The sequence below is a fragment of the Lentzea sp. NPDC054927 genome (assembly GCF_053610285.1).
Map to the genome: position 1 here is coordinate 216,106 of NZ_JBSGXZ010000002.1, position 16,101 is coordinate 232,206.

General features: G+C 70.5%; 13 protein-coding genes. 9 read left to right on the plus strand and 4 right to left on the minus strand.

Annotated elements, in window-relative coordinates; translation table 11 throughout:
- Positions 1–84 precede the first annotated feature (84 nt).
- The gene (locus ACWGE0_RS04475) at positions 85–1,722 is read left to right on the plus strand and encodes a SpoIIE family protein phosphatase (RefSeq protein ID WP_452259497.1); all 1,638 of its coding nucleotides are present in this window, start codon (positions 85–87) and stop codon (positions 1,720–1,722) included.
- Positions 1,723–1,779: 57 nt separating this feature from the next.
- Here the strand turns inward: ACWGE0_RS04475 and ACWGE0_RS04480 are convergent, their stop codons facing one another.
- On the minus strand, positions 1,780–3,549 hold the full coding sequence (locus ACWGE0_RS04480) for a fatty acyl-AMP ligase (RefSeq protein WP_452259498.1): 1,770 nt from the start codon (positions 3,547–3,549) through the stop codon (positions 1,780–1,782).
- Positions 3,549–5,231, minus strand: coding sequence for a fatty acyl-AMP ligase (locus ACWGE0_RS04485; protein ID WP_452259499.1), 1,683 nt, complete (start codon positions 5,229–5,231; stop codon positions 3,549–3,551). The genes ACWGE0_RS04480 and ACWGE0_RS04485 overlap by 1 nt, the downstream gene beginning before the upstream one ends.
- A gap of 181 nt (positions 5,232–5,412) precedes the next feature.
- Between ACWGE0_RS04485 and ACWGE0_RS04490 the strand changes: the two genes are divergently transcribed.
- Positions 5,413–6,657, plus strand: a complete 1,245-nt coding sequence (locus ACWGE0_RS04490; RefSeq protein ID WP_452259854.1) for a beta-ketoacyl-[acyl-carrier-protein] synthase family protein — start codon at positions 5,413–5,415, stop codon at positions 6,655–6,657.
- On the opposite strand, the gene ACWGE0_RS04495 is transcribed toward ACWGE0_RS04490, so the two are convergent.
- A complete protein-coding gene (locus tag ACWGE0_RS04495; RefSeq protein ID WP_452259500.1) occupies positions 6,641–7,258 on the minus strand; it encodes a LuxR C-terminal-related transcriptional regulator in 618 nt (205 codons plus the stop codon). The two genes, ACWGE0_RS04490 and ACWGE0_RS04495, sit on opposite strands and share 17 nt — an antisense overlap.
- Before the next feature lie 11 nt (positions 7,259–7,269).
- Positions 7,270–7,974 (minus strand): 3-oxoacyl-ACP reductase FabG, encoded by a 705-nt coding sequence (gene fabG, locus ACWGE0_RS04500; protein WP_452259501.1) that lies wholly within the window; start codon positions 7,972–7,974, stop codon positions 7,270–7,272.
- A 126-nt stretch (positions 7,975–8,100) separates the two neighbouring features.
- Between fabG and ACWGE0_RS04505 the strand changes: the two genes are divergently transcribed.
- From ACWGE0_RS04505 to ACWGE0_RS04535, 7 genes are all read left to right on the plus strand, one after another.
- Complete coding sequence (locus tag ACWGE0_RS04505; RefSeq protein WP_452259502.1) at positions 8,101–9,198, plus strand: AraC family transcriptional regulator; 1,098 nt, start codon at positions 8,101–8,103, stop codon at positions 9,196–9,198.
- 162 nt (positions 9,199–9,360) lie between these two features.
- Entirely contained in the window at positions 9,361–10,191 is an 831-nt protein-coding gene (locus ACWGE0_RS04510; RefSeq protein ID WP_452259503.1) for an alpha/beta hydrolase, read from the plus strand.
- Positions 10,188–10,574 (plus strand): hypothetical protein, encoded by a 387-nt coding sequence (locus ACWGE0_RS04515; protein ID WP_452259504.1) that lies wholly within the window; start codon positions 10,188–10,190, stop codon positions 10,572–10,574. Before ACWGE0_RS04510 ends, ACWGE0_RS04515 begins: the two co-directional genes overlap by 4 nt.
- Before the next feature lie 68 nt (positions 10,575–10,642).
- Positions 10,643–13,354: a BTAD domain-containing putative transcriptional regulator gene (locus ACWGE0_RS04520; RefSeq protein ID WP_452259505.1), complete on the plus strand. Its 2,712-nt coding sequence runs from the start codon at positions 10,643–10,645 to the stop codon at positions 13,352–13,354.
- A gap of 82 nt (positions 13,355–13,436) precedes the next feature.
- Positions 13,437–13,886, plus strand: coding sequence for a hypothetical protein (locus ACWGE0_RS04525; RefSeq protein WP_452259506.1), 450 nt, complete (start codon positions 13,437–13,439; stop codon positions 13,884–13,886).
- A 50-nt stretch (positions 13,887–13,936) separates the two neighbouring features.
- A complete protein-coding gene (locus tag ACWGE0_RS04530; RefSeq protein ID WP_452259507.1) occupies positions 13,937–15,001 on the plus strand; it encodes a FecCD family ABC transporter permease in 1,065 nt (354 codons plus the stop codon).
- Positions 14,998–16,092, plus strand: a complete 1,095-nt coding sequence (locus ACWGE0_RS04535; protein WP_452259508.1) for a FecCD family ABC transporter permease — start codon at positions 14,998–15,000, stop codon at positions 16,090–16,092. Before ACWGE0_RS04530 ends, ACWGE0_RS04535 begins: the two co-directional genes overlap by 4 nt.
- The last annotated feature ends 9 nt before the right edge of the window (positions 16,093–16,101 follow it).

A 16,101-nucleotide genomic window follows, 5' to 3' on the forward strand; every position in this document is an offset into this window, starting at 1 on the left:
CGGGTATTGGATTGTCCGGAAGTGGTGCCATGACAAGGGAGTTGGAGTCAGGCCTGTGTGGTGAGACAGGAGGAACGAGCAGCAATGTGGTCTGTGGACGGAAATGCCTCGAAGTTCCTCGACGGCGCGCCGGTGGGCAGTATCGAACTGGCACGTGGTCTCGCAGGTTCGGGTGGATCGCTCCCGGAGATCACGGCGGTGCTCGAACGGGCGCCCGTGGGCTTCGCGGTCGTGGGCGAAGAGATGCGGGTCCTCTACGTCAACCCGGCGTTCGTAGCGGTGCACGGCCTGTCCTCGCGCCAGTACGCCGGGCGAACGATCAGCGAAATCGTTCCGCCTGCCCATGCGACAACCGTGGAACCCCTCATCGACGACGTGCTCCGCACCGGCGCCGTGCATCGCGATGTCGAGACGCGCGGCGAGGCCGGTGAGGCCGCCAAACACCTCCTGCTCAACCTGTTCCCGTTGTGCGGCCACGATGACGAGGTGGTCGCCGCCGTGATCGCGGTCCAGGACGTCACCGAGTCCCACGAGGTCGCCGAGCTCGAAGGGCTGCGCCTGCATGCCGAGTGGACCGACCGGCTGGATCGGGCCCACCGTGCCGGCGGTACCGGGTCGTGGGAGATCGACCTGCGCACCGGGCGGGTCGCGTGGTCGGTGAACCTGTGCCGCATCGCCGGTGTGACCCAGTCGCCGAACACCGTCGAGGAAGTCCTCGCGCTGGTGCACCCGGAAGACGTCGAGGTAGCCCGTGCTTCGTTCAGCGGCCACACCGTGCACTCACCGGTATCGGACGTGGAGTACCGGTTGTGCACGCCCGACGGACGGATGGTCGTGGTCTCGTCGATCGCCGAGCCGGTCGCGGACACCACCGGCACAGTGGTGGCGATGCGCGGTATGTGCGTCGACCGCACCGCTCGCCGCACCGCCGAGGCCACCGCACGGGCGGCCGTGGTGCGGGCCGACGAGATGACCGCGCAGCTGAAGGACGAGCGACAGGTCGTGCTGCAGCTGCAACGAGCTCTGCTGCCGCCCAGTCTCCCCGACGTCGAGGGCGTCGAGCTGTCCGCCGCCTATCAACCCGCGGACAGCGCGGCCGGGGTGGGCGGCGACTTCTACGACGCGTTCCCCCTGCCGGACGGCAGGCTCGCGATCGCGGTCGGCGACGTGATCGGGCACGACGTCGAAGCCGCGGTCACCATGGGCAACGTCCGCAGCGCCCTGCGCGCCTATGCGATGCAGAACCCCCTTCCCGACCACGTGCTGCGTGAACTGAACCGGCTCGTCTGCTCGTGCAGCGACATGACGATGACCACGGTCTTCTACGGCGTCTACACCCCCTGGGACGGCACCCTCTGCTACGCCAACGCAGGCCACCCCCACCCGCTACTGGTCCACGACGGCACCGCGCGTCCCATGGCGCACCGGCACGGGCTGATCACGGGAGCCACGCCACAGGCCGACTACCTCGCGTTCGAGACATCGCTGAGACCAGGTGACGTGCTGTTCGTCTACACCGACGGGCTGGTCGAACATCACGACGCGGACATCGACACGTGCATCCAGACCTTGTGCGCTGCCGTCACGGCACCACATGTGCCCGAACGCCTCGACCACCTCGTACCGGCGGTGATCAACGCCGCCGCCCCCGACCGAGGCCGCGACGACGTCTGCGTACTCGCCCTGCGCCACAAACCACCGGTGCGAGGCGCAGCGCAGTGAGGTCGCACCCGTGCCGGCGACGAACGAGGCGCCCCGCGGGTTGGCTCTGAGCGTCCGTCACCGCCCGGTGCCGGATCCGAGGCCGGCCGAGCCGAGCGCACCCGCCGTGTACGCGTCCCGGCATCCCGCGCGCAGCAGTTTGCCGCTCGAGCTGCGCGGCAACGACCCCGGCGGGACCACCGCGACGTCGTCGACCCGCACGCCGTGTCCGGTGTGGACGGTCCGCCGCACCGTCATCGCGATCTCCTCCGCGTCGACCTCGCCGAGCACCTCCGCCAGCACGACGACCTGTTCGCGTTGCCCGTCGTCGACGCCGAGCACGCAGCACGCGAGCACGGCGGGATGCGCGGTTTCCGCGGTCGCCTCCAGGTCGTGCGGATGGTGGTTCGCGCCGGCGACGATGATCACCTCTTTGGCCCGGCCGGTGACGAACAGCTCGCCGTCCCAGCGGAAGCCGGTGTCGCCGGTGCGCAGGAACGTGCCGCGCCTGCCGGGCAGCTCGGCGTGGAACACCTCGTCCGGCCGGTTCCAGTAACCGGTACCCACGCTCGGGCCCTGCACGAAGATCTCGCCGGCCTCGCCTTCAGCGCACTCCTGCAGCGTGTCGGGATCGGCCACCACCAGGGTGATCGACGGCGAGATCGGACCGCTGCCCACCAACCGCCGTCCCCCTGGCGGGTCGACCGGCCGGGCCCGCCCCTTGGTCAGGGCGTCGGCGTCGCAGCGCAACACCACCGGCCCCTCGCCGACCACCGAACTGGTGACCATCACGGTGGACTCCGCGAGGCCGTATCCAGGCACGAGCGTGCCCCTGCGCAAACCTGTGGGAGCGAACACCTCGCAGAACCGGTCGAGCGTCTCGGCCCTGACCGGCTCGCCGCCGATCAGCGCCATCTCCCAGCCGCTCAGGTCGAGGCCTGACATCTGGACCTCGGAGATGCGCCGCACACACAGGTCCAGCGCGAAGTTGGGCGCACAGCTGTCCGCCCTGCCGAGCTGCGAGATCAGCCGCAGCCAGCTGATCGGGCTGCGGACGAACACCCCGGCCGGGAACAGGAGCGCGGACCGGCCGGCGTAGAGCGGATCGAGCACGCCGCCGATCAGGCCCATGTTGTAGTGCGACGGCAGCCACGACACGCTCGGCGGGCGGGGCAGCCCTTCCTCGTCGGACGGGCGGTACAGGTTGTCGTGGATCAGCGCGAGGTTGTGCAGGACGTTGCCGTGGGTCAGCGTCACGCCCTTGGGCTCACCGGTCGATCCGGAGGAGTACTGCAGGTAGGCCGGCGTGTTGATGCCGATGCCGGGCGGCGTCCACCGCTGCGCGAGCGCCGGATCCGTCTCGTCGATCGCGACCCGCACCAGCCCCGCGAGTGCCGGGGACTCCTCGACCACCGCGAGGCACTTGGCGAAGGTGAGGCCGGTGAAGAGCAGCAGTTCGGGCGCGCAGCTCGCGACGATCGACTCGATCCTGCCCACCTTCAGACTCGTGCGGGTGCCGTCGAGTGGTGCGACCGGCACCGCGATCAGCCCGGCGTACAGACAGCCGAGGAACGCGATGTGGAAGTCCAGGCCGGGCTCGAAGCACAGCAACGCACGGCTACCGGTGGGCGCGAGTCCGGTGAGCTGCGCCGCCAAGGCCCGTGCCCGGCGGTCGAGGTCGGCCAGTGTCAGCGCGTCCCACTCCGTTCGCCCGTCGGCGTAGAAGGAGTACGCGCGCAGGTCGGGCTCGGCGGCGGCACGGGCCTGGCACAGCTCGACCAGCGTGGTGAACTTGCGCCTGCCGCCCGCGACGCCCTTCGGCAGCCGCACTCCGTTGCGGATGTGCATCACTTGTCTCCCAGCATGAGCGAACGGCAGGCGGCCCGGCGCAGCTTCCCGCTCGTGGTGAGCGGCAACGTGCCGGGTGACAGCAGCGAGACGCGATTGAGCACCACCCCGTTCTCCGCGTGCACCGCCACGGAGACGGCATGCCGGATCTCGTCCTGGGACGTGCCGCGGTACCGGTGGTCGACCTCGGCGAACACGACGACGTGCGTGCCGTCCATCACCGCACACGCCGTCCGCACCCCGGCATGGCTTGCCACCACCGTCGCCTCGATGTCGTACGGGTAGAGCTGACGACCGTCGACCTCGAGCAGGTCCGGGATCCGGCAGGTGACGAAGAGCTGACCCTCGAAGAGGAAGCCCAGATTCCCTGTGCGCAGGAACCGGCGGTCCCCGACCTGCGCGCGGAACGTGCGTTCGGTGCCGGCGGGGTCGTTCCAGTACCCGGCGCCGATGCTCGGGCCGGACACGAGGATCTCGCCGACCTCGCCGGCTCCGAGCGGCACGCGGGTCTCCGGATCCGCGATGACCACGTCCAGCGACGGGTCCGGCTCGCCGCAGCCGACCAGGCTCCGCGCGCCGGCGCCGCTCGAGGCCCGTTCGACGTGGCCGTGTTCCAGCGCCGCCGAGTCGAACGGGCGCACCACCGGTTGACCTTCGAGGGGACCACCGCTGATCAGCACGGTCGACTCGGCCATGCCATAGCTGGGGAAGAACGCCTCCCGGCGGAACCCGCACGGGGAGAACCGCGCCGCGAACCGGTCGATCGTCGACGCGCGCAGCGGCTCGTCGCTGATCGCGGCGATGCGCCAGCGCCTCAGGTCGAGGCCGTCCCGCTGGTCGTCGGTCACCCTGCGCAGGCACAGCTCGTACCCGAGGCTCGGCGAGGCGGCGATCTCCGCGCCGTAGCGGGAGATCGCCCGCAACCAGTTGGCCGGCACCCGCGCGAAGGACTGCGCCGACATCAGCACCGACAGCTGACCGAGGAAGAGCGGTTGCAGAACGCCGCCGACGAGCCCCATGTCGTGGAACACCGGCAGCCAGGACACCGTCGGTGCGAGCCGCCCGTAGTCCTCGTCCGGTCGTGAGCCGCCCCGGACGATGAGCTCCAGGTTGTGCAGCACGCCCGCGTGGGTCAGCACCACGCCCTTGGGCCTGCCCGTGGTGCCGGAGGTGTACTGCAGATAGGCGATCCCACTCTGCTCGTCCGGCTCGCGCCACTCGGACTCGCCGTCCGTGACGGTGTCCGTGGCGAGCGGGACGATCAGCCGGTCGCCGAGCACCGCCTGCACGCCTGCGATGGTGTCCGATGTGGACAGCAGGAGCGCGGGGTCGCAGTCGTCCGCGATGGCGAGCAACCGGGTGTGCCGGGCGTCGCCGGCCGCCCGCCGCACCGGCGGGGCCGGCACGGCGATGATTCCCGAGTACAGGCAACCGAGGAACGCCGTCACGAAGTCGAGTCCGGGTGGATGGCACAACAGTGCGCGCGATCCAGGTATCGCGAGCGATCGCAGCCGCACGGCGATCGCGCGTGCCCGCCGATCCAGCTCTCCGTAGGTGAGCGAGGCCGATTCCACGACACCGCTTTCCAGGAACACGAACGCGCGTTCCTCACCTCTGCGCTCGGCGTGTCTGCGACACAGCTCCGCCAGGTTCGCCACGTCTGCCGCCGTTTCCGCTGACACCGCGCATCAACTCCCGTCTGAGGTGATTTCCTTGCGGTGCGGACGTTACGGAGATCGAGCGGCGCCGTAATCGGTCGCGCGACGGAGGCGCGGATCCGTCGCGCGACCGCTGCCGCCGCGGACGTTGTGGTGTTCTCCTCGTGGTATGCCTCATGAACACACGTTCCTCGACTTCGCACTGATGCACCCGTCCCTGCCGCCGTTGCCGGGCGGAGAGGAGGAAATCCTCGTCACCGGCATGGGCATGACGACTCCGCAGGGCGGTGACGTCCAGTCCACTTGGGACGGACTGCTGGCAGGCACCTCCGGTGTGCGCCTGCTCGACGAGCCGTGGGCGGCCGATCTGCCCGTGCGGCTCGGTGCCCCGGTTCGCGAGGATCCCGGCTCGATGCTCGATCGCGTGGCACGCCGCAGAATGGACCGCTGCCAGCAGCTCGCCGTCGTCGCGGCACGGCAGGCGTGGGCGGACGCCGGAGCGCCGGAGGTGGAGCCGGAACGGCTGGCGGTGGTGTTCGGCACCGGCCTGGGCGGTGGTGGCACTCTGGTCGAGCAGTACGACCGCTGCCAGGAGCTCGGCCCCGACCGCGTGTCGCCGTTCACGGTCACGATGCTCATGCCGAACGGCCCGGCGGCCGCCGTGAGCATGGATCTCGGTGCGCGAGGTGGTGCGCATGCCCCCACCAGCGCGTGCGCGTCCGGCGCGGAGGCGATCGCGCTCGGTGCCGCGCTGTTGCGCCGGGGGCTCGCGGACGTCGTCGTCGCCGGCGGCACCGAGGCGTGCCTCGGCAGACTCTCGATCGCGGCGTTCGCGCGGATGGGAGCGCTGTCCCGCAGGCACGACCGGCCGGAGAGCGCGTCCCGGCCGTTCGACTCCGGCCGGGACGGGTTCGTCATGGGTGAGGGCGCGGGCGCGCTCGTGCTCGAACGCGGCTCGTTCGCCCGCGCGCGAGGGCCCAGAATCGCCGCCAAGCTCGCCGGCATCGGCATGACCTCCGACGCGCACGACATGACCGCGCCATCACCGGACGGCCAGATCCGCGCCATCCGGCAGGCGTTGCGGTCGGCGGGGCTGAGCCCGTACGACGTCACGCACGTCAACGCGCACGCACCTGGCACCCAGGTCGGCGACCGTGTCGAGGCGGCCGCCGTGCTGGAGGCGCTCGGCCCGCACCCGCTGGTCACCGCGACGAAGTCGGTGACCGGTCACCTGATCGGCGGCGCGGGTGCGGTCGAGGCGATCTTCACCGTGCTCGCCGTGCGGGACGGCATCGTCCCGCCGACGCGCAACCTCGACGACCAGGACTCCGACGTGAAGCTGGAGATCGTCGCGGACCGGCCGAGGCACGCGCGGATCGGCGCGGCGATCTCCAACTCGTTCGGCTTCGGCGGCCACAACGTCGTGCTCGCCTTCACCCGGCCCGGCTGAGCAGCCCCATGCGCTGGGCGAGCAGTGCCGCGTGCATCCTGTTGGGCTGTCCCAGTTTCGCGAGGACGTGCGAGACGTGGGACTTGACGGTGGCGCAGGTGAGGTAGAGCTCGCGCGCGATCTCGTCGTTGCTGCGGCCGCGAGCCATCCTGACGAGCACCTGGCGTTCCCGGTCGCTGAGCAGTCCCAGCCCCCGATCCAGCTCCTCGGCCGGCGGCACGATCTCGAACCGGTCCAGCAGACGTCCCGTCACCTCGGCGCAGAGGTAGGCGTGGCCCCGCGCCACGGCACGCACCGCGGCGAGCAGCTCCTCCCGGCTCGACCGCTTGAGCAGGAAGCCTCGCGCGCCGTCGCTCAGCACCCGGTGCAGCTGCTCGTCGGTGTTCTCCACAGCGAGAACGATCACGCCGGTTGCGCACGTCCGGAGTCGCGCTACCGCGGTGACGTCTGCGGTGATCACCACGTGCGGCCGATGTCTCTGCGCGAGCAGCAGTCCTTCGGCCGCACGAGCCGTGTCCCCCACCACGACCACGTCGGCGTCCTCTTCCAATGCGTGCCGGAACCCGGTGCGGACCAGGACCTCGTCATCGATGAGCAGCACGGAGACGAGCATCAGTGCCCCATTCCCATTCCACCGTCGACGGGCAGGACGGCCCCCGTCACGTACCGCGCCGAGTCACCGGCCAGCCACACCACCGCGGCGGCGACCTCCTCGGGTTCGGCGAAGCGGCGCAACGGGATCGAGTCCCGGTACTGCTTGCCGTACTGCTCGGGCAGCGACGCGGTCATGTCGGTGTTGACGTACCCCGGCGCGACGACGTTCGCGGTCACGCCGCGACCGCCCAGTTCACGGGCGAGTGAGCGAGCGAGCCCGATCAGCCCCGCCTTGCTCGCGGCGTAGTTGGTCAGGCCGGCGCTGCCGTACATCCCGACCACCGAGGAGATGAAGATCATCCGACCGTCCCGCGCCCGCGTCATCGGCGTGGCGGCCCGCCGGGCACAGCGCCACGCACCGGTGAGGTTCGTGTCGAGCACCGAGGTGAACCTGTCCTCGGTCATCCTGGTGATGAGGGTGCTGTCGGTGATCCCGGCATTGGCCACGAGCACGTCGACGGGCCCCAGTTCCGACTCGACCGCCGTGAAAGCCGCGTCGACCTGCTCTCCGTCGGTCACGTCGCACTTCACGCCGAACGCACCCGTCGGGCAGTCGCCACCTCGATGGGTCACCGCCACTTTCGCGCCGTCGGAGAGAAACGCCTCCGCGATCGCCCGGCCGATACCCCGGTTGCCTCCGGTCACCAGCACTGTGCGGGTCATGGCGTGCTCCTTTCGGATCATCGGCGTCCGGGTGATGCCGCAGGTCGGTGTCCCGGCCGCCCCTATCGTGGGATCGGATTCGGGCACCGGCGCCCTCAACCTGGTTCGAGGTTAGGGAGATCAACGGTGCCGCCTGATGGCCTTCGTGGCCGACGTGTTGACCTTTCCGGCCATCCGCAGCGGTTCCGTCGTGGCGCGGCCGGCGTGCGGGCGATGGTCGAGGTCGGCGCCGAGCACGGCGTGGACGCGCGGAAGTGCTTGCACGACACCGGGATCTCCCCCGCGATGCTGCACGGCGACACGGTGGTGAGCGGGACGCAGGAGCTCGCCGTCGCGGCCAACCTCGTCACGGCGACCGGCAGCGCGTCCGGCGTCGGACTCGCGGTCGGCGAGCGGCTTTCGTTGCGCGCCTACGGTGTCTGGGGCTTCGCGCTGCTGACCTGCCCGACGGTCCGGGGTGCCGTCGAGTTCGGCATGCGGTACCTGCCGCTCACCTACGCGGTCACCGGTCTGAGCATGCGGGTGTCCGGCGACGAGGCCTGTCTGATCGTGGACGACGACGGTTCCTCGGCGGCGCTGCGGCCGTTCCTCGTCGAACGGGAGATCGCGGTCACGGCAGGCATCCTCCGCACCATTCTCGGCGAGTCACCCCCGTCGATGCGCGTGGAGTTCCGCGTCCCCCGGGCGGTGTCCGTCGACTACGAGAAGGCGCTCAGGACACCGGTGCGGTTCGGCGCGCCGCACAACGCGATCGTCACCGACATCACCGTGCTGGATCTTCCGCTGCCCCAGTCGGATCCGCTCACCATGACGGCGTGCGAGCGCGCGTGCCGCTCGCTGCTGAGCGAACGCTGCTCCCCCTGCGTGGCGCAGAACGTGCGGACGATCATCGCCGAAGGAGTGACCGACGGCGGCCTCGTCGCCGCACGCCTGCACTTGTCGGCCCGCACCCTGCGCCGGCATCTCGCCGCGGAAGGGACGTCACTGCGCCACCTCCTCGACGAGGTCCGGCACGCCAAGGCCATCGAGCTCATGACCCTGCACCACCTCAGCGTCGAGCAGATCGCGCTGCGGCTGGGCTATGCCGACGCCGCCGCGTTCATCCGCGCGTTCCGCAGATGGACGGGCACCACGCCCGGTGCCCATCCGAGCCGCCACCAACGGTTCTCCGGCAATCGCCGACCGCTTGGTCAGGACCACGACCGTGGCCGCGCATGGCCCTGATCAGAAGCCGCCGCGTTCGAGAACGTTCCGCGCCTCCCGCACCTCACGATCGCCCTCAGCCTCGGCGAGCGCACCCGGCAGCGGCGGGTTGGTGTCCCCGCTGCGGGACAATCTGGCAGCAAGACGACCACCTGGGGGTACACACACGTGTCGGCAGACACCATGAAAGGCCCGAGCAACCACGACGAGCTGCTGGCGTTGCGGGCCGGGCGGGATGCGGCCACCTCGCACGAGGTCGTTGAAGTGCTCCAACGGCAGGTGCCCGTACGCGTCTTCACTCCCGAAGTCACGCCGCGTGGCGTCCACCTGGACATCCACGGCGGCGGCTTCTACCTGGGCCCGACGGTCCGGGAGAACGTGCGCAACCAGCAGCTCGCGGAGGCACTGGGGGTCGTCGTGGTGAGCGTGGACTACCGGATCGCGCCGGAGGACCCCTGGCCGGCCGCGCCCGACGACTGCGAGACGGCGGCGTTGTGGCTGATCGAGCGCGCCGAAGCGAGGTTCGGCACGGCCCGGCTGACCATCGGCGGGTTCTCGGCGGGATCCACGCTCGCCGTGACGACGCTGCTGCGGTTGCGTGATCGCGGTCTGTCCGATCGGTTCGCCGGGGCCTCGCTGCAGTTCGGCACGTACGACCTGAGTGGACTGACGCCCGCCGGCCGGTTGATCGCGGACGAGTACTTCATCGAGGCGTACGCCGGTCATGTGACAGACAGGACCATTCCGGACATCTCCCCCGTCCACGGCGACCTGCGGGGCCTGCCTCCGTTGCTGATGGTCGTCGGCACCGCGGACGTGTTGCTGGCGGACAACCACGCCATGGCGGCGCAGGTGTCGGCGGCCGGCGGTGAGGTCGACCTGCGGACCTACCCGGACGCGCCGCACGCCTTCACCAACCGGGACACGGACGTGGCCAGGACAGCCCGGCACGACATCGAGCGGTGGCTCGCCGGCCGCCTAGACTCCGCCTCGGAACGAGAGGTGGCTGAATGAAGCTGAGCGATGTCACGCGGACCGCACTGGCCTGCGTCCGGATCTTCAACGGCGCGCTGGGGTTGTTCGCGGCCGGGAAGATGGCGAAGAGCCTCGGCGGCGAACTGGGTGACGACAGGAGGTTCGTCTACCCGGCCCGCATGTTCGGCATCCGCACGCTCGTTCTCGGCGTCGATCTGCTGACGCTGAAGGCCGATGACCCGTCGGCTCCCCGCGTTCTGCGTCAGGCCGTGCTCATCCACGCCACCGACACGGCCGCTGCGCTCTACGCGGCCAAGCGCGGCGAGCTTCCGGCAAAGGCCGCGAAGCTCACCACGATCATCTCGGCCGTGAACACCGGGCTGGCCGTCGTTTCACTGCTCGCGTCGAAGAAACAGCGCTGATCTGTATTTCCGCCCGTCCGCTCCGACTCGGTGTCATAGGCTGGTTGACGGCGCTGACGGGAGGTTCGGTGGGATCGGCGGTCGAAATCGCCCTGCTCGGAGAGGTGAGCGCGCGGGTCGGCGGCCATGGCGTCGAACTGGGCCCCGCGCGGCAGCGGTGCGTGCTCGCGGCGCTGGCGATCGACGTCAACCGGGCCGTGTCGGTGCCGCAGCTGACCGAACGCATCTGGGGTGCTGATCCGCCGGCGCGGTCGCGGGCAACGTTGCACAGTTACGTATCCCGGCTGCGGCAGGCGCTCGCGGACACCGACATCGAGCTGGCCAGCCGGGCGGGCGGGTACGCGCTCGTCGTCGACGAGTCCGCTGTGGACCTCACGCGGTTCCGGGAGCTCCGTGACGACGCGCGCCGGCAGACCGATGACGAGGCAATCGCGCGAATCCTGTCCGAAGCGTCGACCCTGTGGCGTGGTGAACCGCTGACCGGAGTCGGTGGTGAGTGGGCCGATCTCACCCGTGACCGGCTCGCCCTCGAACGCGATGCCGCCGAGCTGGATCTCGTCGACGCACGGCTGCGGCTCGGCCACGGGCCTGAGTTGCTCGCGACGATCTCGGCCCGTGCGTCCGCCCGGCCGTTCGACGAACGCGTTGCGGCACAGCACATGCGGGCACTCGCGCAGGCCGGCCGGATCTCCGACGCGCTCGACCAGTTCCGCGTCGTCCGGGCCAGGCTCGTCGAGGAGCTGGGCGCCGAACCGGGTGCGGAACTGCGCGAACTGCACGAAAAACTCCTTCTGAGCGACCAGGAACCGGCCGCGGAGGTGCCCCGGCAGCTGCCCTCCGCGCCCGCGCAGTTCGTCGGCCGCGAGGAAGATCTGGCCGAGCTGGACAACGCGATGCGCACGGACGGCGTCGCGGCGATCGCGGGCGCGGGCGGCATGGGCAAGACGTGGCTCGCGCTGCACTGGGCGCACCGCAACCTGCACCGCTTCCCGGACGGCCAGCTGTTCGTCGACCTGCGCGGGTTCAGTCCCGACGAGACGCCGATGGAGCCGGACGTCGCCATCCGCGGGTTCCTGCACGCGCTCGGCCTCGACGCGAACAGCGTCCCGGCCGACAGGCGCGCTCGCGCCGCGTTGTTCCGCACGCTGACCGCGCAACGACGGATGCTCGTGGTGATCGACAACGCTGTCGACGTCGCGCAGGTCGTCCCGATCCTGCCCGGCGGCGACACCTGCCGCGTGCTCGTGACCAGCCGCAACCGGCTGCAGGGCCTGGTCACCGCGCACGGTGCCCGCGCGGTCGGGCTGGACGTGCTCGCCGACAGCGACGCGAGCGCGTTGCTGGCCGGCCGGATCGGCGCGACCAGGCTGAGCGCCGAACCTCTCGCCGTGGCACGGCTGATCGACCTGTGCGGCGGGCTGCCGCTGGCGTTGAGCATCGTGGGCGCGCGCATTCTCACCGAACCGGAGCTCTCGCTGGCCGCCATCGCCCGGCAGCTCGAGGAACTCGGCCTGGGCGCGCTCGACGCCGACCCGAGCGTCAGCGTGCCGGTCGTGCTGTCCTGGTCGTACCGCGCGTTGACCGACCGGCAGAAGGACCTGTTCGCCCTGCTCGGCAGCGCCCCAGGTGAGGACATCGGCCTGCCGGCGGCGGCCAGCCTCGCCAGTCTGTCCACAGAGGACGCACGGACGACGTTGCGAGCGTTGGAACAGGCGTCGCTGATCTCGATCGGCAGCGGGTTCCGCGCCCGGATGCACGACCTGGTCCGCGCCTACGCGGCTGAACGACCCGTCGACCGTGACGACGCGCTGCGACGGCTCGTCGACCACCACGCGCATACCGCGCACGCCAACGACCGGCTGATCGACCCGCACCGCCCGTTGATCGAACTCGGCGAGGCTTCCCCGAAGACCGTTGTCACACCTGCTGCCGACAGGGCCGGCGCGCTGGCGTGGTTCGACGCGGAACGGGGCACGCGCCAGGCCGTCCAGCAGACCGCCGCCTGGCGCGGCTGGAACGACAGGGTCGTGCTGCTGGCCAGGGTGTCGCACGCCTACCACCAGCTGCGCGGTCACCTCGACGACGAGCTGGCCATGTGGCAGACCGCCATCGACGCCGCCGACGACCCGCGGGACCGCGTCGTCGCGCACCGGATCATGGGCAGCAGTCTCGGCCAGGTCCACCGCTTCGACGAGGCACAACACCACCTCGCCTCGTCCCTGGCGCTGGCCGAACAGGTGGGCGAACCGCTTCAACTGGCCGACGCGCACGGCACCCTGGCCTGGCTGTGGGCCAGCCGCTCGGAGTACGGCAAGGCCTTCGAGCACGCCAAGGCCGCGTTGCCGCACTACCAGAAGACCGGCAACCAGATGCTGATCGCGTTGGCGCACAACAACATCGGCCACTGCGCCGGAGAGGTCGGCGACACCGGCCAAGGCCGCGAACACGCCACGAACGCCCTCACCCTGTTGCACGAACTGGGCGACCGGCAGGGCGAGGCCACCGCGGTCGACACCCTCGCCCGGATCGAGCACCAGGTGGGCGCCCACGCCAAGGCCATCGCCCTCTACGAGCACGCCATCGAGCTGTACCGGGCCGAGAACGACGACTACACCACCGCCAACGTGCTGACGAACCTCGGCCACCCGCACCTGGCCCTCGACCAGCGGGACCAGGCCATCGAGGTCTGGGAGCAGGCGCTGGAGATGTTCGAGCAGCAGGGCCGCGAGGACGAGGCCGACCGGATGCGCAAGCAGCTCGCCGCGGTCCCCAGGGACTGAACGACCAGGGTGACTCACGGGCGCGAATCCGCGGGAACACGAGGAAGGTAGCTCCGGCAGACAGCAACCGAGGAGCGACGAGATGACCACCATCACCCTGAACCAGCGGACCGCCGCCACGCCTGAGCAGTTCGTCGCCGGGCTCACCGACTTCGGTCCCGGCCGCAAGCAGCTCTTCCCGAACAGCAGCGACGACTCCCTGAAGGTCCACGAGCAGGGTAAGACGTCAGCCGACGTCACCGAGGGCAACGGCGGCATCTGGGAACGCCTGCACTACGACTGGTCCGACCTCAACCGGGTCGTGCTGACCACCGTCGACTCCAACCTGTGGGGCGGGCGTTCCGGCCACACCTACACCTTCACCAGGCAGGCCGACGGAACGACGATCGTGCACGCGGAGATCGTGCGCGACGGCAAGAACCTCAAGGGACGTCTGCTCGCCGCCGTGCTCGTGCTGTTCGGCAAGCAGGTCCTGGGTGGCGCGTTCGCCAAGACGGTGAAGGCGATCGAGACGCGAGTCACCAACAGTTAGGTAAGGGTGCCCTGGGTCCGACGGATCGGCGGAAGCTAACGTAACCCGTCGTGAGCATCGTGGTGGAGCAACGCGGGCTGGAGTCCGCACCGGCCGGGGCGAGTCCGCGGCAGCGGCGGCTGCTCGGGCTGGCGTGCCTGGTGGTGTTGCTCGCCGTGGCGGTGGTGCTGTCGCTGGTCATCGGCGCGCGGTCGCTCAGCCCGGCCGAGGTGTGGCATGGGTTGTTCGGCGATCCCGGCACCGATCAGCGGCTCACCGAGATCACGCTCATCGTGCACACCCTGCGGATCCCGCGGACCGTGCTCGCGATCGTGGCGGGCGTCGCGCTCGGCGTCGCGGGGGCGTTGATCCAGGGCCACACCCGCAACCCCATCGCGGACACCGGACTGCTCGGGGTCAACGCCGGGGCGTCGTTCACCGTGGTGCTCGCGGTGTACCTGTTCGGGCTGCAGAACCCCGTCCAGTACATGTGGTTCGCGTTCGTCGGCGCCGCGGCGGCCGGGGTGCTCGTGTTCGGGCTGTCCAGTCTCGGCCGGGGGTCGGGCAACCCGCTCACCCTCGCGCTGGCCGGGCAGGGCGTCACGATCTTCCTCGCCGCGATGACCTCGGCGGTGGCGCTGGCCGACAAGCAGTCGCTGGACGTGCTGCGGTTCTGGAACGCCGGGTCGGTGCAGGGCGTCGGGTTCGACGTCATCTGGGTCGCGACGGCGTTCGTCGGCGTCGGGCTGGTGCTGGCGTTGCTCAACTCCCCCACGCTCAACCTGCTCAACCTCGGCGACGACGTGGCGCGCGGGCTCGGCGTGAACATCGCGGTCGGCCGGACCGTCGGCGTCGTCGCGGTCACGTTGCTGGCGGGCGCGGCCACGGCGGCGTGCGGGCCGATCGCGTTCCTGGGGTTGATGGTCGCGCACATCGCCCGGTGGATGACCGGCCCTGACTACCGCTGGATGGTGCCGTACGCCGGGTTGCTCGGCGCGGTCGTGCTGCTCGGCGGCGACATCCTGGGACGGCTGGTCGTGCGACCGGCCGAACTGCAGGCCGGCATCGTCATCGCCCTCATCGGCGCACCGTTCTTCGCGGCGCTGGTCTGGCTCGGAAAGTTCAGGCAGGCATGAGCACCCAGACGCAGCCAGAAGAGATGCACCCAGAACAGACCCAGCCCGAACAGATGCACGCCGGTGTCCGCGTCGGCGGCTGGTCCTGGGTCTGGCGGCCGTGGATCGTGCTCGTCACGGTGCTCCTCGCGGCGGCGACGTTCCTGATCTTCTGCGTGTCGATCGCGATCGGCGACTTCACCATCGACCTCGGTGCCGTCTTCAAGACGCTGATCGGCCAGGGCGAGCGGGTCGACGAGTTCGTGATCATGGATCTGCGGATGCCGCGCGCGCTCGTCGGCCTGATCGCGGGCGCCGCGCTGGGGATCTCCGGCGCGCTCACGCAGTCGATCGCACGCAATCCGCTGGCCAGCCCGGACGTTCTCGGCATCACCGGCGGCGCCAGCGCCACCGCGGTGTTCCTGGTGACGGCCAGCGGCGGCGCGGCGATCACGAGCTCGATCGGGCTGCCCGCGGCCGCGCTCACCGGCGGTCTGCTGACCGGCCTGCTCGTCTACTTCCTGGCGTGGCGCAAGGGGATCGACGGCTTCCGGCTGATCCTCATCGGCGTCTCGGTCAGCGCGGTCATGCAGGCGATCACGACGTGGCTGCTGGTGCTGGCGGACATCCGGGACGTCGCCCGCGCGCAGGTCTGGCTCGTCGGGTCGCTCGACTCGCGGTCGTGGACCCAGGTGTGGACGACGCTGTGGGTCACCATCGCGCTCGTCCTCGTCGTGCTGGTGATCTCCTTCCAGCTCCGCCCGATGCACTTCGGTGACGACGTGGCCGCCGGTCTGGGTGTCCGCTACGGCGCCGTGCGTGCCGTGCTGCTGCTGTGCGGCGTTCTGCTGGCCGGCGTCGCAGTCTCGGCCGCCGGCCCGGTGCCGTTCGTCGCCCTGGTCGCGCCGCAGATCACCATGCGGCTGCTCAAGAGCCCTGTCCCGCCGCTGCTCGCCTCCGGGCTGTTCGGCGCGCTGTTGCTGATCGGCTCGGACCTCCTCGCACGGCTGGTGCTGCCCAACGATCTGCCGGTCGGCATCGTCACCGCGATGATCGGCGGACCGTTCCTCGTCTACCTCCTGGTGCGCGCGAACGTGAAGCGCGCGGCCTGAGGTGGTTCA